20 protein-coding genes are annotated in these 24,323 nt (G+C 38.1%); 16 read left to right on the top strand and 4 right to left on the bottom strand.

What is annotated here, in order from left to right:
• Window positions 1-106: 106 nt before the first annotated feature.
• The 4 genes from M3175_RS21680 to M3175_RS21665 form a co-directional block, all read right to left on the bottom strand.
• Window positions 107-1,288: a DUF4317 domain-containing protein gene (locus M3175_RS21680; RefSeq protein ID WP_251523492.1), complete on the bottom strand. Its 1,182-nt coding sequence runs from the start codon at window positions 1,286-1,288 to the stop codon at window positions 107-109.
• Window positions 1,289-1,401: 113 nt separating this feature from the next.
• A complete protein-coding gene (locus M3175_RS21675; RefSeq protein WP_251523490.1) occupies window positions 1,402-1,800 on the bottom strand; it encodes a YbaN family protein in 399 nt (132 codons plus the stop codon).
• 97 nt (window positions 1,801-1,897) lie between these two features.
• The gene (locus tag M3175_RS21670) at window positions 1,898-3,130 is read right to left on the bottom strand and encodes a DUF438 domain-containing protein (protein ID WP_251523488.1); all 1,233 of its coding nucleotides are present in this window, start codon (window positions 3,128-3,130) and stop codon (window positions 1,898-1,900) included.
• A 13-nt stretch (window positions 3,131-3,143) separates the two neighbouring features.
• Window positions 3,144-3,371: a DUF1858 domain-containing protein gene (locus M3175_RS21665; protein ID WP_251523486.1), complete on the bottom strand. Its 228-nt coding sequence runs from the start codon at window positions 3,369-3,371 to the stop codon at window positions 3,144-3,146.
• 245 nt (window positions 3,372-3,616) lie between these two features.
• On the opposite strand from M3175_RS21665, the gene M3175_RS21660 reads away from it, so the two are divergent.
• From M3175_RS21660 to M3175_RS25710, 16 genes are all read left to right on the top strand, one after another.
• Window positions 3,617-5,317: a methyl-accepting chemotaxis protein gene (locus M3175_RS21660; protein WP_251523484.1), complete on the top strand. Its 1,701-nt coding sequence runs from the start codon at window positions 3,617-3,619 to the stop codon at window positions 5,315-5,317.
• A 552-nt stretch (window positions 5,318-5,869) separates the two neighbouring features.
• Window positions 5,870-6,166, top strand: coding sequence for a WXG100 family type VII secretion target (locus tag M3175_RS21655; RefSeq protein WP_251523482.1), 297 nt, complete (start codon window positions 5,870-5,872; stop codon window positions 6,164-6,166).
• A gap of 167 nt (window positions 6,167-6,333) precedes the next feature.
• The gene (gene esaA, locus M3175_RS21650; protein ID WP_251523480.1) at window positions 6,334-9,750 is read left to right on the top strand and encodes a type VII secretion protein EsaA; all 3,417 of its coding nucleotides are present in this window, start codon (window positions 6,334-6,336) and stop codon (window positions 9,748-9,750) included.
• Entirely contained in the window at window positions 9,725-10,225 is a 501-nt protein-coding gene (gene essA / locus M3175_RS21645; protein ID WP_251523478.1) for a type VII secretion protein EssA, read from the top strand. The genes esaA and essA overlap by 26 nt, the downstream gene beginning before the upstream one ends.
• Window positions 10,226-10,236: 11 nt before the next feature.
• Window positions 10,237-10,488, top strand: coding sequence for an EsaB/YukD family protein (locus tag M3175_RS21640; protein ID WP_251523476.1), 252 nt, complete (start codon window positions 10,237-10,239; stop codon window positions 10,486-10,488).
• Window positions 10,489-10,509: 21 nt separating this feature from the next.
• On the top strand, window positions 10,510-11,823 hold the full coding sequence (gene essB / locus M3175_RS21635) for a type VII secretion protein EssB (protein ID WP_251523474.1): 1,314 nt from the start codon (window positions 10,510-10,512) through the stop codon (window positions 11,821-11,823).
• 42 nt (window positions 11,824-11,865) lie between these two features.
• Window positions 11,866-16,398 (top strand): type VII secretion protein EssC, encoded by a 4,533-nt coding sequence (gene essC, locus M3175_RS21630; RefSeq protein ID WP_251523473.1) that lies wholly within the window; start codon window positions 11,866-11,868, stop codon window positions 16,396-16,398.
• Window positions 16,391-16,771 carry an EsxC family T7SS substrate gene (locus M3175_RS21625; RefSeq protein ID WP_251523471.1) on the top strand — a complete coding sequence of 127 codons (381 nt, stop codon included), beginning with the start codon at window positions 16,391-16,393 and terminating at the stop codon, window positions 16,769-16,771. Before essC ends, M3175_RS21625 begins: the two co-directional genes overlap by 8 nt.
• A 6-nt stretch (window positions 16,772-16,777) precedes the next feature.
• Window positions 16,778-17,077: a WXG100 family type VII secretion target gene (locus tag M3175_RS21620; protein WP_251523469.1), complete on the top strand. Its 300-nt coding sequence runs from the start codon at window positions 16,778-16,780 to the stop codon at window positions 17,075-17,077.
• Window positions 17,077-17,784: a DUF5081 family protein gene (locus tag M3175_RS21615; RefSeq protein WP_251523467.1), complete on the top strand. Its 708-nt coding sequence runs from the start codon at window positions 17,077-17,079 to the stop codon at window positions 17,782-17,784. Before M3175_RS21620 ends, M3175_RS21615 begins: the two co-directional genes overlap by 1 nt.
• Entirely contained in the window at window positions 17,777-18,112 is a 336-nt protein-coding gene (locus tag M3175_RS21610; RefSeq protein WP_251523465.1) for a hypothetical protein, read from the top strand. The genes M3175_RS21615 and M3175_RS21610 overlap by 8 nt, the downstream gene beginning before the upstream one ends.
• Window positions 18,113-18,115: 3 nt before the next feature.
• Window positions 18,116-19,897 (top strand): DNA/RNA non-specific endonuclease, encoded by a 1,782-nt coding sequence (locus M3175_RS21605; protein ID WP_251523463.1) that lies wholly within the window; start codon window positions 18,116-18,118, stop codon window positions 19,895-19,897.
• Window positions 19,898-19,899: 2 nt separating this feature from the next.
• Window positions 19,900-20,385: an antitoxin YezG family protein gene (locus M3175_RS21600; RefSeq protein WP_251523461.1), complete on the top strand. Its 486-nt coding sequence runs from the start codon at window positions 19,900-19,902 to the stop codon at window positions 20,383-20,385.
• 740 nt (window positions 20,386-21,125) lie between these two features.
• Window positions 21,126-23,186: a hypothetical protein gene (locus M3175_RS21595; protein ID WP_251523460.1), complete on the top strand. Its 2,061-nt coding sequence runs from the start codon at window positions 21,126-21,128 to the stop codon at window positions 23,184-23,186.
• Between the two features lie 12 nt (window positions 23,187-23,198).
• Window positions 23,199-23,447, top strand: coding sequence for a hypothetical protein (locus M3175_RS21590; protein ID WP_251523458.1), 249 nt, complete (start codon window positions 23,199-23,201; stop codon window positions 23,445-23,447).
• Window positions 23,440-23,733 (top strand): UCP033725 family protein, encoded by a 294-nt coding sequence (locus M3175_RS25710; protein WP_503328623.1) that lies wholly within the window; start codon window positions 23,440-23,442, stop codon window positions 23,731-23,733. The genes M3175_RS21590 and M3175_RS25710 overlap by 8 nt, the downstream gene beginning before the upstream one ends.
• Window positions 23,734-24,323 lie beyond the last annotated feature (590 nt).

Genomic DNA, 24,323 nt, shown 5'->3' with positions numbered 1-24,323 from the left:
TGCGTTTAACCGAAAAATCTCCGCTTATTTGTGCTGGTTACTCGATCAAGGACAGGACAATCTTATAAAAAGAAGTGAGTTTTAACTCAAAGATTCATTTTATTTATTATTCCCCTTGGCTCCCGCCAAAAGCTTCTGGAATCATCGTAAATCCTTCAATGACCGTATCTTCTTCCACCTCAATCATAAGGTACCTTTTGCCTGCAAGATGAACTTGTTTGACGTACCGTAAATCTTGTGGGCTAATAGATATATTTGCGATTTTCGTGCTGATTTTAATGGATTTTGAATTAAACTTCGGTAAGATATTGCTAGCTTTGATCTCATATTTGTCATCATCTATGATTTTTTGGAAAGCGGCTTCTACCTTTTCCGTATTTATATTTTCAATGCCACTCATCGTTAACACGCGTTCCACGTCTTTTGTATCTAATTTTGGTTGCTCTTCCTCTTCATTTTCGACGATCATGCGATTAATTTCTTCATACACATTAGCCAGAGTGGAGGTATTAAGCTGATCTCCTGTAACATCTTTTATAATTTCTTCAAAAACAATTTTATCATCTTGTGCCGTCATGATTTCTTCGCCATTTAACACGTCCTCGATGAATGAATAATCAGGCTCATGTACTTTACCTGCTGAATAGAGAATATGGTTCACATCTGCTGAATTATCGGAGAAGGCAGGGAATAGAAAGCCAGCGATGGGAGCGTTCAAGTTAATAATGGGATCCACCACAAAGTGATATTTGAACTCTCTTTCTACATAATCAAAGAGCAGCTCTTTCTTCGGCTCCTGGGTATTATTTATGCTACAAAGAATAAAGGGATGGGAGTAAACTCTATCACGTTCGCTTTCCTCTGCCTCTTCATTTCGGCGTTTTGTAGGCTTTAAATATTCTGCACGTATAAATGTAACGACAATATCCATTTCGTATTGTCTGTTCACGAGCATCTTGCCTACGATTTTCAGCATTTGCTCTTTCCAGTCCTCCACATCACTGCTTAGTAAGCCCTGATGCAAAATGAGCTGGCTACTATTTTCAGCATTCCGTTGAAATTTTAATTCGAAAAGCTTCTCATCCATTTGGCCAGCAAGTAACTTCTTAAAATTACCCATAAATAATTCTTGTTGATCTTGGTCAAGCATAGCAAAAGGCTGACTTTGGTGATGATAAATATCACTTGAGTCTTTCATAATATAGACATTGTAAATATCACTGATTTTGAGTAAATCGTTATTTATTTTGAATTGTTTTCGTATGTTTGCTACATCTTTTTTGTTCATGATTTATTCCACTCCCAAGCTACTGGTTAGTTTCCATACTAGTCCCTTATTTTAACATAATTTGTGATGTGCAAGGCTTTTTAATCCAAGTTATAACATAGAAAAACCACTTCCTAGGAAGTGGTTTCATGCTTGTCGATCGTCTTGATTCTCTTAATAAAATAGTAATGCTTATAGAGAGCTGTTCCAACTAATATGATTTGTACAAAAAGAATGTCCACATAAAAGACAGAAAACAGGATGAAGGCATCGGCAATCAAGTTGATCCGAATTTTCTCTTTCCGTGTGAGTCCTTTTTTCTGGAGGAACCTGACCACATATTTTTCATAAAGTGGTGTATTCTTGAACCAATTTTCGATCCTTTTAGAGCTTTTGGCAAAGCAATAAGAGGCAAATAGGAAAAATGGAAGGCCTGGCAGAACCGGGAGGATAATCCCTGAAATACCAATCCCTAAAGAGATAAATCCAATAAGGAAAAATAGAATGCTTTTTATATTTTTAATGGTAATCACCTTACTTTAACGGAAGATATACTATAAGCTATAACATAAATAGGCGTATATCTCCATAGATCTATCTCCTTTTTTCACAAAAAGGTTCATAACACCGTTAGCCTAATATTCGTTTTTCTCCATCAATTTCTTTAATAGGGGCGATATTTTGGGTGAACTCCAACGTCCCCATATACGTTCCTTTCTCATCTCTTACCGCAAAGTATCGGATATAAACATATTTATCTTTGAACTTGATCCAAAAGTCTTCACTATCTTTTTTTCCTGATTTAAAGTCCTGTAAAATCTCTTCCACCATATGAACACTCTTTGGAGGGTGACAATTTTGGACGGTTCTGCCGATGACCGCTTTCGTTCTTACGAAAATACGCTCTTTCCCATGAGAGAAGTATCGTACCACATCGTCTTGGTCAATAAAGGTAATATCAACAGGTAAATGGTTTAACATGAGTTCGAGTTGCTCGATTGATAGAAAACCTGTTTCCATACGGATGAAGCCTTCTGACATAGTGTTGCTGGCTAATGCTTTTCTTTCTGGTTTCCACTCGACAGCAGGGCTTGTTAAACAGTAGCCAATTTCATCACTTTCGTGTGCGATCTTAATCCATTCATCCTCGGTTAGATGTTGAAGTGCCATTGGGAATAGGATGTTTTCTTCTTTAAATATCATCTCAGATACTTCGCGGATCACGAATTCAACGCTATTCACAGCCGTTTGATGATCCTGATTTGTATAGTTGGTTAAGACTTGTTTAGCTGTTTTAATCGCTTCTCGAATTCGATCATCCACTCCCCACATCACTTTGGTTGGCCCGAAAATACCGTATTTCTCTAAGAACGGAAATAACAAATTCTCCTTACGACTGTAATGTTTATCAATATCGAGTAACAGGTTTAAGTCTTCAATTAATTTAAATACGTTTTCACTGCTATCCTCTGCTTTGAAACGGTCAAAGTGTAATTGGATTTTGAAGTTTACTAACATATCAATTTCTTTATTTTCTAGCTTAAATGTATGAACAGGGTGTCCAGGCTGATCTTCTGGTTTTTGGCTACGATGGATTTCTTCAATGGACCCTTTAAAAATGGCTGTATGAACAGAACATAATCGTTGGACTTCTTCCACTGGGATACCTTCTTCTTCCATAAGCGCTTGCTCAAGTTGAGAAATCTCCTCTATTGATATTGTTCCGACCGCTTTTTCAAACTCACTTCTAACATCCTCTACACTTCGTCCTATGTGCAAATCTTTGATAATTGCTTTTAATATCTCTTGTCGTTCTGTTTTGTTTAATGTTGGTTGCTCACGATTATTAATTAACTCACTCATTGGTAGCCCTCCATTACTCTTTTATCTCAAAACCATGACTTTGAAATGTGGTAATTACGGTGTTTAAAGGAATGTCTTTCACACGACAGCCTTTAGGTATGGTCATGACACGACCAACGGTTTGAAGCATGGTAGGTTTTGATATGTTTTCAAAACCTAGACTCTGCATGATCGATATTACTTCCGGATATTGAGTGCATATTTCATAAAGGGTTTGATTTAAAAATATTGTTTTTGACATGTTCATCACCCCAGTAAGTTAGTGCTTTATGTGGTTAATGTATCATATCTGTCTTAAAACAAATGTGATGTGTATCACGAATGAAAATCTTTCTCATTTATAATGAATAATTAGTACTAGGTATATGTTAGTAATCTCTCTACTATTTCTATTGAATTACGCTATAATGAATATATTACCAGGACTTTATAAGGGGGATTTTTGTGAAAAGGAAGGACAAATCTTTAAAGAATACATTTACGTTCATGCTTTTTACTATGATCATAGGCATTTTTATCATAAACGCTGCCATCATTTACTTTAATTCTCAACAGTCTATTGATAAAACCCTCAAGACGAATGGAATCATCCATGCTGAAAGGGTAGCAAAGGCAATTGATGCAGATGAGTATGCAGATTTCTTATCAAACCCAGTAGAAAATAAAACTTATAGTCATCTTCAAGAAGAGCTTAATGACTACAGAGTAAAGATGGGGGCCATGTACGTTTACACTCTTAGGGTGGAAGATGATCACTCGCTACAAATCATGATTGATGGTCTACCAAAGGGTGAGGCGGTTCCAATTGGTGAAACAACCACAGCAACGAAATATGAGGATGTAAAAGAGGCTGTAGCTGGCGGTGTGAGCAGCACAGACATTGTAAATGATCCTGAGTTTGGGGAGTATATGTCGGCTTTCGCTCCTATAAAGGACAAGGATGGTAAAGTCCTTGGAATTGTGGGTGTTGATATGGAAGCGACCCAAGTCAATTCAATTACAGACTCCGTAATGAAAGAGTCTATCCCTATTCAACTGGGCATATCTCTTGTAATCCTGCTAACTATTCTAGGTGGCGTTTATTTTTACCTTGGGAAAAAGCTTCGCCCTCTGACCATTTTAACGGAAGTATCTAAAGATATAACGCAAGGGAATCTATTGCAGGCAAAAGAAACCTTAGCCACTCTTACCCTTCAATCAAAGGATGAAATTAGTAGATTACATCATTCCATGACAGAAATGAGTAGAATTCTTGAGAAGATGGCTCATAATATGCAAGGAACCTCTTTAAAAATCAGTGGGAAAAGTGAAGAGTTAAATGTTGCCTCTACTGAATTATTAGAAGGTTCGAGCCAAATTGCCTTAACGATGGAGGAAATGGCTGCAGGGGCGGAGACTCAAGCAACCTTATCAACAGAACTTGCAGCGAATATGAGGCAATTCTCAAGCTTAATGGAAGAAGCAAACTCAAAAGGGAAAGAACTATCTCGTTTGAATCATGAAGTGACTCAATACACAGAGTCAGGTTACCAATTAATGCAACAGTCGGTCACTGGTATGAATGATATCCATAAAGTAGTCACTCGGTCAGTAACGGAGGTAAAAGACTTAGCGGAACAAACTAGACAAGTTTCCTCCTTAGTAACTCTGATTCGCTCAATTGCAGACCAAACCAATCTACTAGCACTAAATGCAGCGATTGAAGCAGCTAGAGCTGGAGAGCAAGGAAAAGGGTTTGCGGTTGTGGCTTCAGAGGTTCGAAAGCTAGCGGAGGAAGTATCAAAGTCAGTTGATGAAATTCAAGAGATTGTTGGCAAAGTAGACAATAACTCAAGAAAAGTGGTTGATACCCTTGAAGAAGGACTACAAGTGGTAACAACTGGCCAAGAGAATGTAAAAGATACAGGCCACACGTTTAAAGAGATTTCACAACTAATTGAAGGAATGAACAAGAAAATTACCGACTTAAGTCAGCAACTGAATATGGTTGTTACGAAGCAGGACAGCATGAATAAGTCGATTGAAGAAATTGCCGCCATTGCAGAAGAAAATGCAGCCGGTATTGAAGAAGTATCAGCATCCTCCCAACAGATGACTGGATCCACCGAAGAGATGAACCAGTGGATTAAGGAACTGAACTCCGCTTCTGTGGAGCTTAAAGAGGAAAGTGAGCGGTTTAAGATCTAACTACTTTTATAAAAAAAGAAAGTCTTAACTCAAATGGGTTAAGGCTTTTTTGATTCCATTGGAATGGTTTGAGTATAGGTTTGATTACTGTTTGTGAGTAAAAAGTACCCTGTAGTTCAATCAAATAAGAAAATTTTCTGTCTTAGTGTAATTAAGTGAGTGTATTTTCACTTTTTTAATAAAAAACGGTCATTAAGTCCTGGTTTTTACAATCAAACCATTTTATTACAATTTAATTAACACTAAAGTCATAGTAATAAGGTTGTGATTTTGGGTGTAATAAAGCTAAAAAAATCCTAGTTTCAAAAGGAATGTAGAAAATAGTACTAGATGACTTTTTGTGCCAAATTATGGGCAAATTGATTGATTAGTAGGAGCTGTGTTATAAATTATAAGGGAATTACTTCCAAAGAAAAGTTTGTAAGTTAGTAAGATACATAAAATATGTACAAATAAGGAATGAAGAGAAGAATTATTATTATGTTTATCATTTATTTATGATAAAAAATGTCTATTTTATAGGCAAATTTAACATTAGGGAGATGGAGATAAATGGCTGGACAAATTCGTATGACCCCAGAAGAGCTTAAATCTAAAGCAACAAGATATGGTCGCAGTGCCCAACAAATTGAGCAAATTTTAAGGGAGTTAACGAACTTACAAAATGAACTTCGCGGTGAATGGGAAGGTAAAGCATTCCAAAGATTTGATGATCAGTTTAATCAATTAAGCCCGAAGGTACAAAACTTTGCTCAATTAATGCAAGAAATTAATACACAATTGAACAAAACGGCTGATGCTGTGGCACAACATGATGAGCAATTATCTCAGAACTTTGGTCTAAACTAATCTATCAAATTAGTAGACTAAGACATCATTCGGCATTATGAGGAATCAGTCAAAGGCCACGCGACAAGTGTTGTGTGGCTTTTACACTTTGGTTGTCTTCACATGTAACGCAATTGAATTCATACATATTTTTATACATTTTAGCGAATGAAGCAGGGGATGATAGGATGAAAAAAGTTGAGCGTAGCATATTACTATTTTTAGTACTTGTGCTTGTCCTATCCTCAGGTGGCTCTTATGTTGCCTTAAATTCAGCAACAAAAAGCAATACTAGTGAGGATAATCAAAAAATGACCGTTGCGCTGGTTAACGAGGACCAGGGTGCGGATTTTAATGGGCAAAAGTATGAGTTCGGTAAAGAGTTCATTAAAAATATAGAAAAAGATGAAGAACATAATTGGTACGTAGTAAGTCGTGGGGTAGCAGAAAGCGGCTTAGAGCGGAACTCCTATAACATGATGATTGTTATACCTAATGATTTTACACAAAAGGCATTATCCATTGATTCGCAATCGCCAGAACAAGTGGTACTAAATTATAAAATTAATGCGTCTGATAACAGTAATTTTAAAGCCAAGGCAGAAAAAACAGCTAGCTCAATTTTAGGGGGTTTTAACCGTCGTATTATTGATGTTTACTTTGCTAGTGTCATTGGAAATTTACATGAGGCACAGGATAATATCTCAACCATCATAAAAAAGGAGCAATTATATACGTCTGTATATAATAATGCCATTCATGGACCATTAGAAGGTTACACCTCACAGTTTGGAGCGGTTCAAACAAATACAAATGTTTCGAGGGAAAGCTTTATAGGGTTTCAAGACATTTTAGCGGACTTTGAGAACAATCTGGGACTAGGTGTAAAAACGGGAAAAGAATATCAGTCTACCATTTCAGACTATAACAAAATGAAGGCTACGAATGCTCTGGCATCAAAGGATTTTTCCGTACAATTGAGTGATTTTAGTAACAAAATGAAGAACAAAGATGTACTTGCACAGTTAGATTATTTAATAGCTGCAAACAAAGAAATCAATGATCAGTTCAAGCTTGAGAAAAATCAACCTGCAAATATTATGACAGAAGCATCGGCTCTCCAGCTGTTTTTAAGCAAAACGAAGGAGCAGGTAGAAAATACAAATACAGATTTAACGGATCAACTAGCCTCAGACATGCAGAGTGCAATTAGTGAAAAGTTAAAAAAAGAAATCAGACTTTCCTCTGGAGAAGAGCAGAGTGTATATTTAAATAATTTTTTTGTTGGGCCAGATGAAAAGGCTCGTCGATCGATACAGAAGCAAATTGATCGGTTACCTTCTTTAAATCCAAGCGATTTAAATGGCCTAGAAATGCGAGAAGAAACGATTACACAGCTAAGAAATATCATGGCATTTTCTAATAAGTATAATCAGGAATTTAACTATGTACCGAGCAGAGGAGGAGATAGTCTTCCTCTATTGAACACGATTAGTCAAATTAGAAACAGCTTAATTACGGATGGTGTAACGTTAGCTGATTCCGTTGTCATACCAGAAAATAAAAAGAAAAGTGGTCAGGAATTTTCCATCAAAATACCAGAAGGATTTACTGTTACTCAATTATTATTAACTCTTCCCAACAGTGAAGAAATGGATTACACAAGGCCATTTATTGAAAATAATAAGGTCAACTTACCACAAACACCAGAGGGAACCTTTGGTGTAAAGGTTAAAGTGAAAATGTTAGAGACCACTAACCATATTAATGTTTATGAATCAGTTAAGTGGAGTTGGAGATTAGATCAAAAAGATGTGACAGATGTAGATACTCCAGATATACCGGACACTCCACAAGAGGAACCTACTTCACCAGAAACGCCGGTGGAAGAGTCCACATTACCGGAGGAACCAACTGTAGACCCGATTAATGAAGGAGAGACAGACCTCTCTGTAGTACAGACCTCAACAGAGGGAGCTATAGAAGGTTCGGAAAGCCCAACTACTGGAGAACAGGAAAGTACGCAACCTACAGAGGAGACCGAGGAGAATCCAAGCGAAGGTCCATCAAAGGAAGAGCCCGAATCTACTCCAATCAAGATTGTTGAAAAACTAAAAATCGTAAACAATTTAATCACTCACCAATTGTTATCACCGCTTGTAAATGACTCAACAGGTAGCTTAATAAATGCAGCAAGTGACACAGTAAAGGATTACCAAAAGCTATTAGCTCTATATGATTTATACTTTGGGGTTGAATTGAATCAGTTTAGCCGTTCTGAATTTGCGGAGGAACTCAGTCGTGCTAGTTTAAAAGATTTAGCCACAGAGGATTCGCTGTACTATCTATTTAATAAGCAGGACATTGTAGATATATTAGCCAATTTTGTTGCTGCCCAAACAACGGAAGAATTCCGAGCTGAAACGGAAGAACTGAAAGCGAAGATAGAGACATACTTGGAACTCGTTTATACTGCAAACGACAATTCCAAGCTTTTAACGGAACAGATTCAGAAGACGATGGCTCAAGCGGAAGTACAAAATACGAATCTTACAAAAACGCTAGTAGACTTAGCGAAATGGCGTGATGAAAGTACGAAGCTTCAGGAGGAACAAGCCAAATTAGTAGGGAATGGGGACGACGAACAAAAGGCGGTTCTGGCATTAGATAGTAATTTTAGTTCGTTACTAGCCTCTAGCCAATCCCTTGCAGATCAATCGAAAAGTAACCTAACTTCAGCTGACCATGTGTATGATACATTTGATGCGATTGATAACCAGGCAAAGGACATACAAGCAAGTGGAACCACTCTTGTAAAGCAGGCTGGGGAACTTTCGAATAATTTAACGAGTAAATTAGCGGAAGATCAGGACTTTGCCAAGAACTTTGCGGGAGTACTTGCAAATAGTCGTATAGGAGATCGACCGAATGAGAATTTACTAAGCTTCTTATCAAATCCGGTAGAAACGAAAAATGCCGGTGTAATCATGGCGGGAGACTCATATACTCCATATTTCATTGTATTGATTTGCTTTATCGTTGCTTTATTTACGGGGTATGTTATTTCGAATAGTGAAAAAAGGAAACTAGCTGATGATTCGTTCTCTGAAGAGAAAACATTAATAGGATTGAATACACCAATTACGATTGTAACTGCTAGTATCGGTCTAGTTGAGGGACTTGTGATAGGGTTGTTCTCAAGCTATTTATTACAAATTAGCGAGGAAAGGCTTTTATCTTGGGTCGGAGTCATCACCTTGATTATGATGACGATGCTTCTCGTGGCAACCTATTTACTTCGCCAATTAAAAATGGGTGGTATGTTTATCTTATTAGTTCTTTTAAGCTTGTACTTATTCTTAACTGAAGCTATAGGACTGCATTTTGATAAGGCCTCCTCAGCGGCTAAGTTAAAGGAGTTTTCACCACTACAATATGTAGAAAAATTGTTGATAGGATTTGGTGATCATACGGCCAATAATCAAGCAATTATTTTCTCGCTAGTAGCAATGATGGTCGTTGCTCTAGTTGGTCAGTTGTTTGTAGTCCATCGTTTGTCGAAAAACGAGGAGGTAAGCAATGAAGGAATTTCGGAAAGTATGTAGTATTTTGGTATTCTTTGCTGTTGGAATGTGGGCTATAGGTTCAACCTCTGCATATGCAGAGGGAAGTCTAGACCATAGCGGAGAAATGCGTTTAAAAACAGATCGAATTGGTCAGGACACAGCAGAGAGAGAGAAACAGGATACGCAGTCCCAAAAAGAAACAGAGTTAGAAAAACAGGCACCGGGTTTGTTCAAGGAACAAACCCGGGCAGTTATTCAAGAGAAGCAAAAAGAACTGAACCATACAGTTAAGAGCTTAGAACAAAACTTATTTGTTCAACCGAGAGACTCCAATGAAACGATAGAGATTTCTAAACAAACGCTTTTTTCAAATGACTATAAAGTCCAGAATTCTCCATCCATTCACCAGGTGGGGCAAGGAAATTCAAGTTCAAAGATCGCCACAGGTCTAGTTGGGTTTGTTTTGGCATGTTGTGGAGGAGTTTATATCATGATGAGAAAAATGCTGGAATAGAAGGGGTTAACATGTCTAGAGAAACACATGTAAATATAACAGTAGATTTTCAAAAGTGGAATAAAGGGACATTTGATTTGCGCGTCCCTTTACACCAACCCATCAAGCAATTGCTTGCAAATTTAGATGAAACACTACATCTTGCTATAGAAAAAGAAGAGTTATTTGCCATTAAAATTGCGGATAAAGAACTAATATTGGCAGATGATGATCGCCTTGTTGACCATCCAGTGACAAATGGCGATATTTTAATCGTTTTATAAGCGTAAAAGGAGTCGGAAACCATGAAAGAAAAAACGATCCATATGGAGTCACAAATCTATCAATTCTCCATAAAAGAAGATCAATGGCAATTAAAACTACCTAAATCACAAACAAGTGTAAAAGATATTCGTCAAATGTCTTTAATTAATAGTGACTCAGGCTTATTTGTCCCTTCATCTGTTATAGAAGAGGACGATTTGTTTTGCATTTCTTTTATCGTTGATCCTAAAGCGAGGACCTGGGACGATATTCTTAAGCTGGATCGAAAAGATAAGTTACGCCTATTGTGTAACCTTGCTCCCTTCAAAAACTGTTTAACCACAAGAATGACTTTCTTCCTTCATCCGGATAATCTAATCGTTGACGATAATTTAATTCCAGCCCTTGTCTATCGCGGTATCCGGGATTTAGTCCCCCCATATCATATCGATGAAAAGAGCTTCACACGTCAGTATAAATGCCTGACCATCGCCTTATTTTCAAAAAAACACTCCTTTGATGAGCTAATTGCTGGGTCTTTTCAACAAGCAAAGGATACAGAGTTTGAGCGTCAGGTAATTGAGTGTGAAGATAGCGATTCTCTCATTCAGTTTTTAAATAAGAAGTATGCGGAAGAAAAACTGTCTGCAGAGAAAAATATGCAGGTTGTATCTAAAAAGCAGTTTCGGCTATATAAACGGTTAACGTTTTCAATGTTAGCTCTTTCAGTTATATTGGCTGTTCCACTAGCTTATCTTGGTTTAGTAAAAATGCCCTTTCAAGGTCATCTATTGGATGCAGATCGAAGCTTTCTAGCTTTGGATTACAGTAATGTTATTCAAACTTTAGAAGACCAAGAGCCTGAGGACCTACCCGATTCAAGTAAGTATGTTCTTGCCTATGCTTATATCAAGTCTGAAAGATTATCAGATAAGCAAAAAGAGGCGATTTTAAACAATATAAGTATAAAAAGTGACCCCAACTATCTACTGTATTGGATTTACAATGGTCGAGGGAATTTTGATCGGTCCACTGATCTTGCTAAGTATATTGATGATCCCCAGTTAATCATGTATGGGCTAATTAAACACATCGAACAAGTGAAAAATGACCCTGACCTAAGTGGTACAGAAAGGGAGAAGAAGGTTCAAGAATATCAAGATCAATATGAAACCTATGCTGAAAAATACGGGTTGGATGCTTTAGTAGAAGAAGATTCAAAAGACTCAGAGGAAGTCGAGCAAACGAGTACAGAAGTAAGTAAGCCAGAACAAGTAAACGAATCATCTGCTACTGAAGGAGAAACAACCAATTCTGAAGCGATTGAAACAGAAAATACATCATCTGACCAATAAAAGGCGCATGATGTTTACTTGTGTGTAGAGAGGGAGAGATAGATGGCACAGAGATTATTGCTGCTTAGCCATAAAAGTGTATTGCACAAATGCCATTTAAACATAAATGAACCAAAGATCATAACCGTTGGCAAAGAATGGTCAAACACCATTACATTTCAAGAATTAAACACTTCATTTGATATCCATTGGGATGGTCAGGCGTGCAGAATTCGTGAACAGATGCTTTCTGTTCATGACAGCCTAGAAATAAAAGATGAAGAAGTAACAATCTATTTGGTAGAGCAACAAGAGTGGAAACGATACGATACTAGCGAGAGTCGTAGTATCACTATAGGATCGAACGAGTACGATGAGGTTACTCTAGTGAATCACGGTGTATCCTTGGCATTTATTCGAGATCAGCTTGGCGAGATTTTTCGTCTAGAAGTATATCAAGGAGACGTGTACCAAAATTTCATTCTGGTACATGATAAAGTGGCATTAGAGCCAGGTGATGAACTGTTTTTTGCAGGGATAACGGTGAAAGTGGGAGTAGATAATCTTCGCATTCTTGGGGGAAAAGGGATCAAAGAAACCAAATTAGTTGAATTATTTGGGGCTGATCATAAATATGATCATGATTATCCTGACTTTCATCGGTCACCACGGATTATTTACCGAGAGCCAGAGGATAAAAGAAGAATAGCAAAGCCCTCCAATAAGCCAGCAAAACCAAGTGAACAGCTAGCCCGTATTATTGTGCCTCCACTTGTCATGATTGGGGCTATGGTGGCTGTGTCGATTTTTAGCCCAAGTGGTTTTTATATAATTGCTATGCTAGCGATGACGGTTACTACAGTTATCTTTTCTATCACTTCTTATGTGAAAAGCGCTAAGCAGTACCGATTGGATCTAAGGGAGAGGGAAAGTAGCTATAAGCAATATTTAAAAGAAAAATCTCATGAGCTGTATAAAGCGAGTGAGGAGCAAAGGCACGCATTACATTACCATTTTCCGAACGTAGGAGAAATTCGGAAGATGGCAAAAAGAGTGGATTCACGTATTTATGAGAAAACGATGTTTCATCATGATTTTCTTACTTATCGTGTCGGGTTAGGGAGAATCGATTCAAGTTTCGATATCGAATTTAGTGTAGAAGAATTTACTTTAGATAAAGATCAACTGGTTGATGAAGCAAAGCAACTTAGAACTCAATACTTAACTTTGGATGATGTCCCTGTGACCACCTCCTTAATGAAAGGGCCAGTTGGTTATATTGGTCAAAGGCATCTTGTGCTCGAACAATTACAATTGTTGGTGATGCAAACGGCCTTGTTCCATAGCTATCACGATATTCAGTTTGTTACCATTTTCCCGGAAGAGGAAAAAACCAAATGGGATTGGATGCGTTGGCTGCCACACGCAAGCCTAAGAGATATCAACGTTCGAGGATTTGTCTACCACGAACGCTCAAGGGATCAAGTATTGAACTCTCTATATCAAATCCTAAAAGAACGTAAACAGACAATTGATGAAAAATCAAATAAAAATGAGAAGCTCTATTTCACTCCGCATATGGTGGTTTTAATTACGGATGAAAAAATGATCCTTGATCACTCGGTGATGGAGTACTTTAATGAAGATCCTCGTGAACTAGGTGTTTCACTTGTCTTTGTGCAGGATGTTATGCAGTCCTTACCTGAGCATGTAAAAACAGTAATTGATATCCGAGATTCAGTTAACGGAAATATCCTTCTTGAAGAAGGGGAGTTAGTTAATCGACGATTCAGACCTGATCACTTTACGGAAGGATTCAACAAGGAAGATGTGTCACGAGCCTTAGCCCCTCTTAATCATCTTCAAAATTTACGAAACTCGATTCCTGAAAGTGTGACATTCCTAGAGATGTATGGAGTGGAGAAGGTACAGGAGCTAGGGATTCAGAACCGTTGGGCTAAGAATGAAACATACAAGAGCCTGGCAGTTCCCTTAGGACTACGTGGGAAAGAGGATATTGTCTATCTCAATCTTCATGAGAAGGCGCATGGCCCACATGGACTTGTTGCAGGGACGACCGGTTCGGGTAAATCGGAGATCATTCAATCATATATTATTTCGCTTGCGGTTAACTTCCATCCTCATGAAGTAGCATTCTTATTAATTGACTACAAAGGTGGTGGAATGGCCAATTTATTTAAGGATCTTCCTCACTTGTTGGGAACCATAACAAATTTAGATGGTGCTCAATCAATGCGTGCCCTTGCTTCCATTAAGGCAGAGCTACAAAAGCGTCAGCGTTTGTTTGCTGAATATGATGTAAACCACATTAACCAGTATCAAAAGCTTTATAAACTAGGTGAGGTGAAAGAACCCATGCCTCATTTATTTTTAATATCAGATGAATTTGCTGAGTTGAAAGCAGAGCAGCCAGAATTTATGAAAGAGCTCGTTTCAACCGCCCGAATCGGTCGATCGTTAGGAATTCATCTCATTTTAGCTACGCAAAAGCCAAGTGGTGTGGTAGATGACCAAATCTGGTCCAACTCAAAATTCAAACTTGCTTTAAAGGTACAAAACGCGAGTGATTCAACGGAAATCTTAAAAACGCCCGATGCGGCGGAAATTACTTTGCCGGGTCGAGCTTACTTACAGGTAGGAAACAATGAAATTTATGAGCTATTCCAAAGTGCCTGGAGTGGTGCAGACTATATTCCGGATAAAGATGAACAGGACTTAATGGATACGACTGTGTATGCAATCAATGATCTAGGACAATATGAAATTATCTCCCAAGACCTAAGTGGTCTTTCGAATAGAAAAGAGATTACTAAATATCCAACTGAGCTGGATGCGGTAGTGGATTATATTCAGTCTTACGCAGTGGAAAACCAAATTGAGGAGCTCCCTAGACCATGGTTGCCGCCACTAGAGGAACGAATTTATCTCCCTGAACTAGTTGATGTGGATTATAAGTTAGCTTGGTATACGGAGAAAAAAACGTTGGAAGTGACGGTAGGATTTTTAGATATTCCAGAGATGCAGCTTCAAAAGCCATTAACCTTGGATTTGACAAAGGATGGGCATTTGGCTGTGTTCTCAAGTCCTGGTTATGGAAAATCGACCTTCCTACAAAGTGTAGCTTTGGATATTGCAAGAAATCACAGTCCAGAGAGAGTTCATATGTACTTAATTGATTTTGGTACGAATGGTTTGCTTCCGCTGAGGGAAATGCCTCACGTGGCGGATACGATTATGGTAGATGAGGAAATAAAAATTGGAAAACTACTTCGACGTTTACAAAATGAGCTGAAGGAACGGAAGCAAAAATTAAGTAAATATGGTGTAGCAACCATCCAAATGTATGAGCAAGCAAGCGGAAGAGAAGTTCCTGCGCTTCTACTAATTATTGATACATTTGATTCCATAACGGACGCGGTGTATCGTGAAGAGTTTGAAAAGCTGGCTGCGCAAATTGCTCGTGAAGGAGTTAGTGTAGGAATTCATCTAGTCATTAGTGCAGGAAGGCAAAGTGCCATGAGGGCAGCACTTCTATCTAATATTAAACATCAAATTTCTTTATTTATGATTGATCCTTCAGAACCTAGAAATATTGTTGGAAGAACAGACTTAACGATCGATGAGATTCCGGGCCGCGGACTTATTAAATTGGATCAACCAACTTTGTTCCAGACAGCTCTACCTGTTTTAGGAGAAGAAACGCTTTCTGTTATCCAAAACATTCGGGAGCTTGGTCAAGACATGCGGAATGAGTGGAAGGGCAGCTGTCCTCTACCAATCCCAATGGTTCCGGAGACCGTTGATTTTACTGAATTTATGGCTAGAGAAGAGGCAAGAAACATGCTACAGGAAGGGGAAATCCCGTTTGCTGTTGATTTTGAAAATGTGGAGCCAGTTCAGCTTAGTGTGGTTGAAGATCAACATACCTTGATTCTGAGTGACCGACTCGATTCTGTCGAACAAACTTTTTTAACCCTTGTATCGAGTATCTGTATGAATGAGCGTATTGATGTGGGCTTAATGGACAATGCTTCTTCTAGATTTAGAGTCTTTAAGGATCACGTCAATCTCTACGCAGGAACATCAACGGAGATGGACGATTTCACAGAAAGAATTCAGCAGTTATTTGAAGCAAGGGAAGATGCCTTCCGTCAGGTTCAGTTAGCCACGGATGGTCGAACGACGGTTAGAGACTTCCTAAAAGAAATTAGACCAATGGTCATTTTACTAACGGATGCTTCATTTTTAATAGATTCACTGTCATTCACTTCTCAATCTACCATGACAAAATTAATTGAAACAGGTCCAAGAGTAGGTATTTATTTCATCACTGGGGCGGTCCATGGGGCGATTGAGAGACAGTACGATGATATCTCATCAGCTATTAAGAAACAGAAGACAGGTGTCTTAATAGGTAGAATTACGGAGCAGAATATCCTAGAGGTTCTAAATCGACCATACAAAGAGCCAAATCTTCTCCCGTATGAGGCTTACTATATTAAGCATGGAAAAGCTGAAAAGATTAAAATAGCTGCACCTTTTCAAAAAAGAGAGGAAGTGAATATCGGTGTTTAACTGGCTCAAAACAGCTACAGAAAGAAAAAGAGACGACTATTATAAATTGTATCAAAAGCTAGGGGATGCCCTTTCAGAGCATGATCGAAAGGTTTCTGAGGCGAACTCAGCTCATAGGTCGTATGTAGGCACCGTTCCTAATCTATCAAATACAAAAATTCCCTCCAACGACTTTGAAGTAAGTCGTGAAAAGTTAAATGGCGAATTACTTGATTATTTTCAACAGGATAAAGACAAACGTAGCTCATTGGTTTCAGCAAAAAATAAGGCATATGAGCGATATATTCATTATAAAAACTTAGCCATACGTGAAGCCGAAGAAAAGGCAAGAAGAGAAAGAGAAGAAAGAGAGCGGGCAAAAGCGAAGGGGTGATGAATAATGGGAAGCGTGAAAATTTATGGAGATAAGGTAAATGAAGCAAAGGTGGCCGCTAAGGCTTTAGAGAGATCGATTGATAAAACATACGACCAATGTGAACAGCTCATCTCCTACGTTCAATCTGCTTCTTGGAGTGGAAAAGCAAGAGATTCCTTTTTAAGTTATATGGAGATTATTCAGCAATATCATCGCGATATGAAATCTGCGGTTAAGAAACAGACCAAGGCATTGAACAACTTAGAGGGATACTACAATGATTTCGAACAGGATGGCTCTGTAAAAGAAGTGAGGAACTTATGATGAGAGTTTCAAAAGACGTATTCACAGCTCCCGAGCTTTATCTTTTAGTAGCTGCATTTGGGGGAAAGGTTCTCTTTGGCTTACCCGAAAAGGAAAGGTATCAATTTCAAGGTGAGGAAGTATTTAAAGAGGCGCACCAACGTTTGATAGATAAAGATGTACTTTCCTCAGACGGAAAAATTACAAACGCGGGTGCAATAATCATTCAAGCTGTGGAGCATTACCATCAAAGTGAAAAATATGTTCGTGTGAATAACCTTATGTTTGCTTTTCTTGAAAAGGAACGTGATGAGGTCATCGTGTTAGTTGAAATGGAAGAGCAGGAACACTATCAATTACGGATTCTATCAAAGATGACAGCGCTGCGTGTATTGAGAGAAAGCTTCCCTGTGGTGTCTAGAGAACCAAAGGAAGAAGAAAAGACATTCTTAAAGGTTGAATTATCTCATCAGGAGAGAAGAGAAACGGAAAACTTCGAGCCTGAGCAAATGTTTATGAATCTCGAAATCTTTCATACAAACGAGGAACCGAAAGAGAGGTTTAATGCCCGTTACTACCAGCAATGGCTCGTATTCACAAAGGATGAGAAATTAATCATGGTTGATACGGTGAATAAAACCTATTACCACGCCAGTCAATATTGGTTCTTGAAGGTTCTATTTGATGAAATGGATTTCCCTTACAAGGAGGAGAAGTCGTATGCATAAAGCAGTAGAAGGTGGCGGTGGCGGTTCGAGCAAATTAATCAATATTAATCCAGATGAAATGACAACGATTTTTAAATATCTGGATAAGATTTTAAATGAGTTGGAATCCAATGCAGCACCAAATATTGAAAAGCTAGGGAATCTCAATTATTACACCGAAGGAAAAGCGAAAAAAACGATGGAGGTCTACGCGGAAGCGAATCAAAAGGTAATGGATCTCTATGATAACTACACCCGTGCTTCTACATTAGTCGTTGATATTCTTAATACCATGATGGAGGCAGATGCAGCCATTGCTGAACAGATCATTGCTAAATTGGGGGTCTAACACATGGATGTAAAATACATTCCGTCTGAATGGCAAAGAATGAAGGACGGAATCGGGGATTTAATAGGGTTAGGTCGTTGGGGCAAAGGAATGATTGATGAGCTCAAAGACTTGAGTGATAACTTAGAGGACGCCGAGTCCGATATCGCCAAATATGACAGTGACGGAGTGATCTCCTTTCGACATACCAGTTTGAAGGGGAAGTATCAGGCATTATATGAGGACTTTCAGGTATTGCACCGCTTCAGTGGGAAGGTAGGAGACATCGTTGATCGAACCATTGATCAACCTTTTTATGAAGATATGGATGCATTTGTGGTCGCCATGCAGGAAGCATCCATCTCGAACTATACCACCAAGAACCGAATCGGAGCCACCGAAACACAATACGTGTACGGTGGCTATGGTCCGGCGCAGGCTTTAACCGTTCCAAAGACGGAAGTAAGTCTGGATGACATATTTAGCGGTGATACTTTCTATGGAAAGCAAATGCAGTTGGAATACGAAGCTTGGAAGGAACTGAACCCCGACCAGGACTTTTCACAAAAGGAATATCAGCTGGCAGCAGTCAATACCCATGCCTTTGAGTATGAATCGATTCGAAGCCAACAGGAAAGTAAAGAATTCTGGGTGCAGCTTGGCGCGTTGGTCGTTATAGTTGGCGCCACCCTCATATGCCCTCCTGCAGGAATCGCATTAGGGGTCGCCTATGGAGCCATGGAATTGAGCTCAGCGGTTTCAGGGAAGGATTGGGTTTCTGGTCGTGAGCTTGGAACGGGGGAACGCTGGTTCCGAGGCCTACTAGCTCCGCTTGATATCATACCAGGTGTAGGGGCTGTTGCGAAGTTTGGCAGCACGGCTCGTCTGGTGAGAATGGGAGACAAGGTCGGGCAACTAACAACTAGTGTTCTTGCAGGGGTTAAGCAAGGCGTGACTCAGGTCGACAACCTGGTTCTGACGGCCAGCCGAGAAACGATGGCCCGCTTGAAAAGCGCCAATGCTGCCATGAAAGATGCCGCGAATGTGGTGGAAAATAAGGTTGTAAGGGATATAATAGAGGTAGGAGATTTAATAGATTCGGGCATAACTAAGGCAAAAAACACCTTCCAACTTCCACAAACCCGTCTTGTTATGGCTGATGTAGGTGATATCGGAAGAGTACGAGAACCTATAGAAAATTCCCATACCGTGGGGAATAAGATGAGGGATGTACTTAGTCGGATTGATGGGATTAATTTGGAGGGTGTTTCTAAGGGTAGGGGTAATGATAGTAAGATAAACGAAATAACCGCTGAAAATTTCGGTAATCATATCATTAAAGGAAAGAATGGAAGGAAAGAACTAGCTCCGAATGTACGCTATATAACTGAGGAAAATTATAAATATACAACTGATGAACTTGGTAGAATAGTAGATGTAAACGTAGAAGAATTAATACTTGGAAAAGGAAAAAGAAATACAGCAATGCAAGTGGCAGTAGGTCGAGAAGATAGGTTGATTGATGATGATGGTGGACACTTGATAGGAACTCAGTTTCGTGGCTCTGGAGATATTGATAATTTGCTTGCCCAGAATAGGCACATTAATCGCTCTGGTGGAGAATGGTACAAGATGGAGACTGAGTGGGCAAACGCTCTGAAAGAGATTCCACCGAAAAAAGTATCTGTAAAAATTAAGCCAGTTTTTGTTGGGAATTCATTAAGACCAGATTCATATAGAGTAGTATATGAAATTGAAGGTAAAGGAATATTTAAGAAAATCATTGAGAATAGAGCAGGAGGTTGAGTATGGAAAAGGAAATGAATAGATTATATAGAGAGATAGCTGAAACAGTTAATGAAATGATTCCAGAAGATTGGAATAAATTTTATTTTTATGCTCAAATATCAGAAGATGGAGGAGGAACTTACTTTTTTTATAATACACTTGAAAATAAGCAATATAAATATAGTTTGGAAATTCCTTTCAAATTTCAAATTGATGAAGATGAATTTGAGAGAAAAGAAGACGTGTTATATAAATTGAGTAAGGAACTAAGAAGGGTTTTTAAAGATAATGAGCAGGAAATGTGGTATTCTTTTACAATGTCTCTAGAGAGTAGTGGGAAATTTAAGTTACATTATGATTATACAAATTGGTTTGATACAGAATATAGTTTTAGTGATCAAATGATTATTTGGAAAAATAAATATTTAGGTGAGATTCCAACTGATGAAAATTATAAAGCATTAATTGATAAGTATAATAGTGAATTTCCGAATAATCCTATTTAATTTAACAAGTAAGATGGAAAAAATAAATGGCTATATTTGCATGATGGTTGTACCATCATAGAGTACTACGTGCAATGATAGAATAGAAAAGGAAGTACGAGTTTAGGCGAGATGACATTTTTCATGGCGATGAATATAAACACATGGAATGTATATTAAACTAACGAACTCGTACAAACTCGTAAGTTTTAACGTAACACTTGTCGCGACATGTAAAAGGTGTCATACTTGTAAATTTATGCTATTTAAAAACAGGTGAACTTAAAGCACTTGATTGCCTTATTAGGAATCAGGTGTTTTTGTTTTTTTGTTAAAAATTTAAACCTTGGACTCAATATGATGCTTTACTGGATTTAACTCTTAAGGGGTCATGGGAATTAAGCTCTGTCGATTCAGGTAAGGATTGGGTATCCGGTCGAGAATTAGGGACAGGAGCATGCTGATTTCGTGGATTGTTATTACAGTTAGATATTATTCCAGGGGTGAGTGCTATAGAAAAGTTCAGCAGTACATCCCCCCTTGAGAAAACAGGAAGTCCCTTTATTACTATGGAAGTTGTAGAATAACTACAAAAATAGTAAATTTTTACCTTATTTGTACAATGTTAGTTATGTTACGGTAATGTTAGAGTCGTGTGCTTGGTTTGGCACCTAGACAGATGTGTTTAAGTGTTAAGTAAATACACTATAGTTATGTTTGCAACGAGTATAACAGATATTAATAATTGAAGGAGTTATTTCATGGATGTAAAATATATCCCTTCGGACTGGGAGAGAATGAAGGATGGTATAGGGGATTTAATAGGTTTAGGGCGATGGGGAAAAGGGATGATCGATACCCTTAAAGACTTAAGTGACAACCTAGAGGATGCGGAGTCAGACATTGCGAAGTATGATAGTGATGGTGTGATTTCGTTTAGGCATACGAGTCTAAAAAGCAAATATCAAGGGCTTTATGAGGATTTTCAAGTATTACATAGGTTTAGTGGCAAGGTAGGCGATATTGTCGATCGGACCATTGACCAGCCGTTTTATGAGGATATGGATGCGTTTGTAGCTTCAATGCAGGGGGCAACTATCTCTAATTATACGACGAAAAATCGAATTGGAGCGACTCAAACCCAGTATGTTTATGGGGGTTATGGTCCTGCGCAAGCATTTGAAGTTCCGAAGGCAGAAGTAAGTCTAGACGATTTATTCAGTGCAGATAACTTTTATGCAGAGCAGATGAAGCTTGAGTACGAGGCATGGAAGGAACTGAATCCTGACCAGGACTTTTCAAAAAAGGAATACCAACAGGCAGCAGTAAACACTCGAGCCTTTGAATATGAATCCATTCTTAACCAGCAAGAAAACAAAGAATTCTGGGTGCAAATCGGTGCTTTAGTGGTCATTGTTGGGGTAGCCCTTATCTGTCCGCCAGCCGGAATGGCACTAGGAGCAGCCTATGGGGCAATGGAGCTGAGTTCAGCTGTTTCCGGGAAGGATTGGATTTCCGGTCGAGAACTTGGAACAGGAGAACGCTGGTTTAGAGGGTTATTAGCACCGTTGGACGTCATTCCAGGTGTGAGTGGTTTAACGAAATTCAGTAGCGCTGTTCACCTTGCTAATGTTAGTGATAATATCGGACAGCTAGGAATGAGAGTTGGCGTTCGGTCTGGATTCCAGCAAGGAGTTACGCATATTGATAACATGCTAAAAACAGCTGGACAGCAAACCGTAACCCGTCTAAAAAGTGCCACACAAGCTGTAGGAGATGCCTCAAATGTCGTGAAAAATAAATTGGCTAGAGGTACAATTGAAGCAGGTAAGGTAGTTGATAATGCTATTACAATGGCGAATAATTTAACACCACCTCGAAGAGTCAGTTTGGCTATGGAGCAAGTTGGAGATATTGGAAGGGTTCCAGTAGAAAATGCTCATACGGTGGAGAATAAGCTGAGAGAGATGGTTAGTCGGATTGATGGGGTGAATCTTACTCATACAGGAGCGTCTAAACCTAAAATTGATCCTAAATATATTAAGGAATCTTTTGAAGGAACTGGAAGAGAGGCTCAGGGGAATTTTATAAAATTTTTACAAAGTTATGTCTGGTGTGATGATACACTATCGAATGTGGAAAAAATAGGAATAATGAAAGTGAATTTCCAAAAGTTAACACCAGAGCAAAAAGTAGATTTTAATGTTATAAGTGATGCTAGAATAATAGGGAATAAAGATTTTTCAAACTGGGGAGAGTGGCCGATTATTAATTGGCCAGATTCCCCGGGGTTAGATAAAAATAAAGAGGTTATTGGGATATCTAGAGATAACTTAATGCCTGAACATCTAGATCGAATTGGAAGTCCATACGGGAAAAATTTTGGGGCTGTCTTAGATAATCAAAAAATATTCACGATGGATGAGCGCTCAATTTGTTATATTGAAAATCCATATGCCTACAATGATTATAAATACTTTGATAATGAACACTATTTTGACGCAATTGATTCTATTAGGAATAATGATCCAAATGCATTAAATAAGGTTATTGATTCAATAAATGCTAAGAATGGAACCAACATTAATCATGTTGACGAAGACGTTATGGAGACATGGCATATGGATTACTTAGAGTTTCAAAATGATCCGTTATTAAAGAAACTTTGTGAAGACAAGGGTGTAAGCCCCACCTATGGTCTCTTGGGGGAGGCAGCACCTTGGTATGATAAAAATGGTGGACTAATAACTTCTGGTGGAGCAGTACAAATTAATATACCAGTAAAAGGCATTACTCTATTACAATTAGGTATCTTAAAATAATGGGGGATATTTGTGACTAAAGAGGAATATGTAAATAAAATAGAGCAAGAAAAAATAAATATAGATAAATTAGGGATTGTTATTGGAAGAACCTCTATTATTCCGTTTACTACAGGTTGTTATAAAGACGGTGAAGTTTGGAAGATATATAAGACAGGTGAAAGACAAAACGTTGTAGTAGTTAAAGAAGGTTCAGAGAATGAAATTTTTGAAACAATGTATAGGCTAACAAAAGGTATGTTGAAACAACTGGATTATTAGACAGAGTTATGATTCTTTTGATTTCTATCAGAATGAAGTTTATCGAAAACAAGTAGAATTAAGTGAAGTTGAGGAAGTATATTCAATAAATAGTTTTGCCGTTTATAATGGAGAAATTTTTGGAGTTAGTCGTTCTGTTGGTACTGACGTAGAATTGTACACATCAAATTTAGAACTAGCTGAGGAAAATAAGATGAACCAAACTGGAAAAGCTGAGTATATAAAAGTAGTCTCTAAATCAGAAGTCGAAGTGTTTGAAGAAAAGGAACAATTGAACCTAAAATAATAAGTACGAGTTGAAGAACTCTACTGTGCAGAATCTACTGATCTTTACTAGACTTATAAGGACCCACTTAAGAAATCACCAACAGTCAAATTTAACATTCTTCATAGTAAGGAAGCGTAGTGTCTCAGGGTACTACGCTCCTTTTTGGGTAAACTTAATATATCTATTACAATACTAACATCTTTAGTTAATGAGAGTAAAAAGTCTCTATCCAAAGTAGATTTAATATAAGAATTAAGTAATTGGTGATTGGGGTTATGGAAGATATATATGGTCGGAGAACGTCAAGATCTAGATATTGTTCAGGAAGGGTCTGAGGAGGAAATATTTAACGTTATGCGAAGTATCACAGAAAGTAGAATCAAACGTAATAATAATTAGATTCATAGATTTAAGTTACTTACCAAATAAACTCCATTCTCTAATTCTGTATGATGTATCTGAACAAATAGAGAACATCTACAAGATAGTTGAGGAGAGTTAACAGCAATAGAAAGATAAGGGGAGAATTTTCTGTTAAATGAAGAATGTAGCTCTTTTCGATGAAAATAAGGGGAGGTTTTCCGCTTATGCAAGGAAAAAACTCCCTT

Source organism: Robertmurraya korlensis (genome assembly GCF_023715225.1).
Lineage (GTDB): Bacteria > Bacillota > Bacilli > Bacillales > Cytobacillaceae > Robertmurraya_A.
This window is presented reverse-complemented; position numbering and strand designations above follow the sequence as displayed.

Bases quoted from the DNA above. Each gene is read 5' to 3' on its own strand.
- M3175_RS21670 (WP_251523488.1), bottom strand. From the start codon at position 3,130: ATGAGTGAGTTAATTAATAATCGTGAGCAACCAACATTAAACAAAACA.
- M3175_RS21615 (WP_251523467.1), top strand. From the start codon at position 17,077: ATGAGAGTTTCAAAAGACGTATTCACAGCTCCCGAGCTTTATCTTTTA.
- M3175_RS21595 (WP_251523460.1), top strand. From the start codon at position 21,126: ATGGATGTAAAATATATCCCTTCGGACTGGGAGAGAATGAAGGATGGT.
- M3175_RS21605 (WP_251523463.1), top strand. From the start codon at position 18,116: ATGGATGTAAAATACATTCCGTCTGAATGGCAAAGAATGAAGGACGGA.
- M3175_RS21665 (WP_251523486.1), bottom strand. From the start codon at position 3,371: ATGTCAAAAACAATATTTTTAAATCAAACCCTTTATGAAATATGCACT.
- esaA (WP_251523480.1), top strand. From the start codon at position 6,334: ATGAAAAAAGTTGAGCGTAGCATATTACTATTTTTAGTACTTGTGCTT.
- M3175_RS21680 (WP_251523492.1), bottom strand. From the start codon at position 1,288: ATGAACAAAAAAGATGTAGCAAACATACGAAAACAATTCAAAATAAAT.
- M3175_RS21655 (WP_251523482.1), top strand. From the start codon at position 5,870: ATGGCTGGACAAATTCGTATGACCCCAGAAGAGCTTAAATCTAAAGCA.
- M3175_RS21600 (WP_251523461.1), top strand. From the start codon at position 19,900: ATGGAAAAGGAAATGAATAGATTATATAGAGAGATAGCTGAAACAGTT.
- essB (WP_251523474.1), top strand. From the start codon at position 10,510: ATGAAAGAAAAAACGATCCATATGGAGTCACAAATCTATCAATTCTCC.
- M3175_RS21620 (WP_251523469.1), top strand. From the start codon at position 16,778: ATGGGAAGCGTGAAAATTTATGGAGATAAGGTAAATGAAGCAAAGGTG.
- M3175_RS21640 (WP_251523476.1), top strand. From the start codon at position 10,237: ATGTCTAGAGAAACACATGTAAATATAACAGTAGATTTTCAAAAGTGG.
- essA (WP_251523478.1), top strand. From the start codon at position 9,725: ATGAAGGAATTTCGGAAAGTATGTAGTATTTTGGTATTCTTTGCTGTT.
- M3175_RS21660 (WP_251523484.1), top strand. From the start codon at position 3,617: ATGCTTTTTACTATGATCATAGGCATTTTTATCATAAACGCTGCCATC.
- essC (WP_251523473.1), top strand. From the start codon at position 11,866: ATGGCACAGAGATTATTGCTGCTTAGCCATAAAAGTGTATTGCACAAA.
- M3175_RS21610 (WP_251523465.1), top strand. From the start codon at position 17,777: ATGCATAAAGCAGTAGAAGGTGGCGGTGGCGGTTCGAGCAAATTAATC.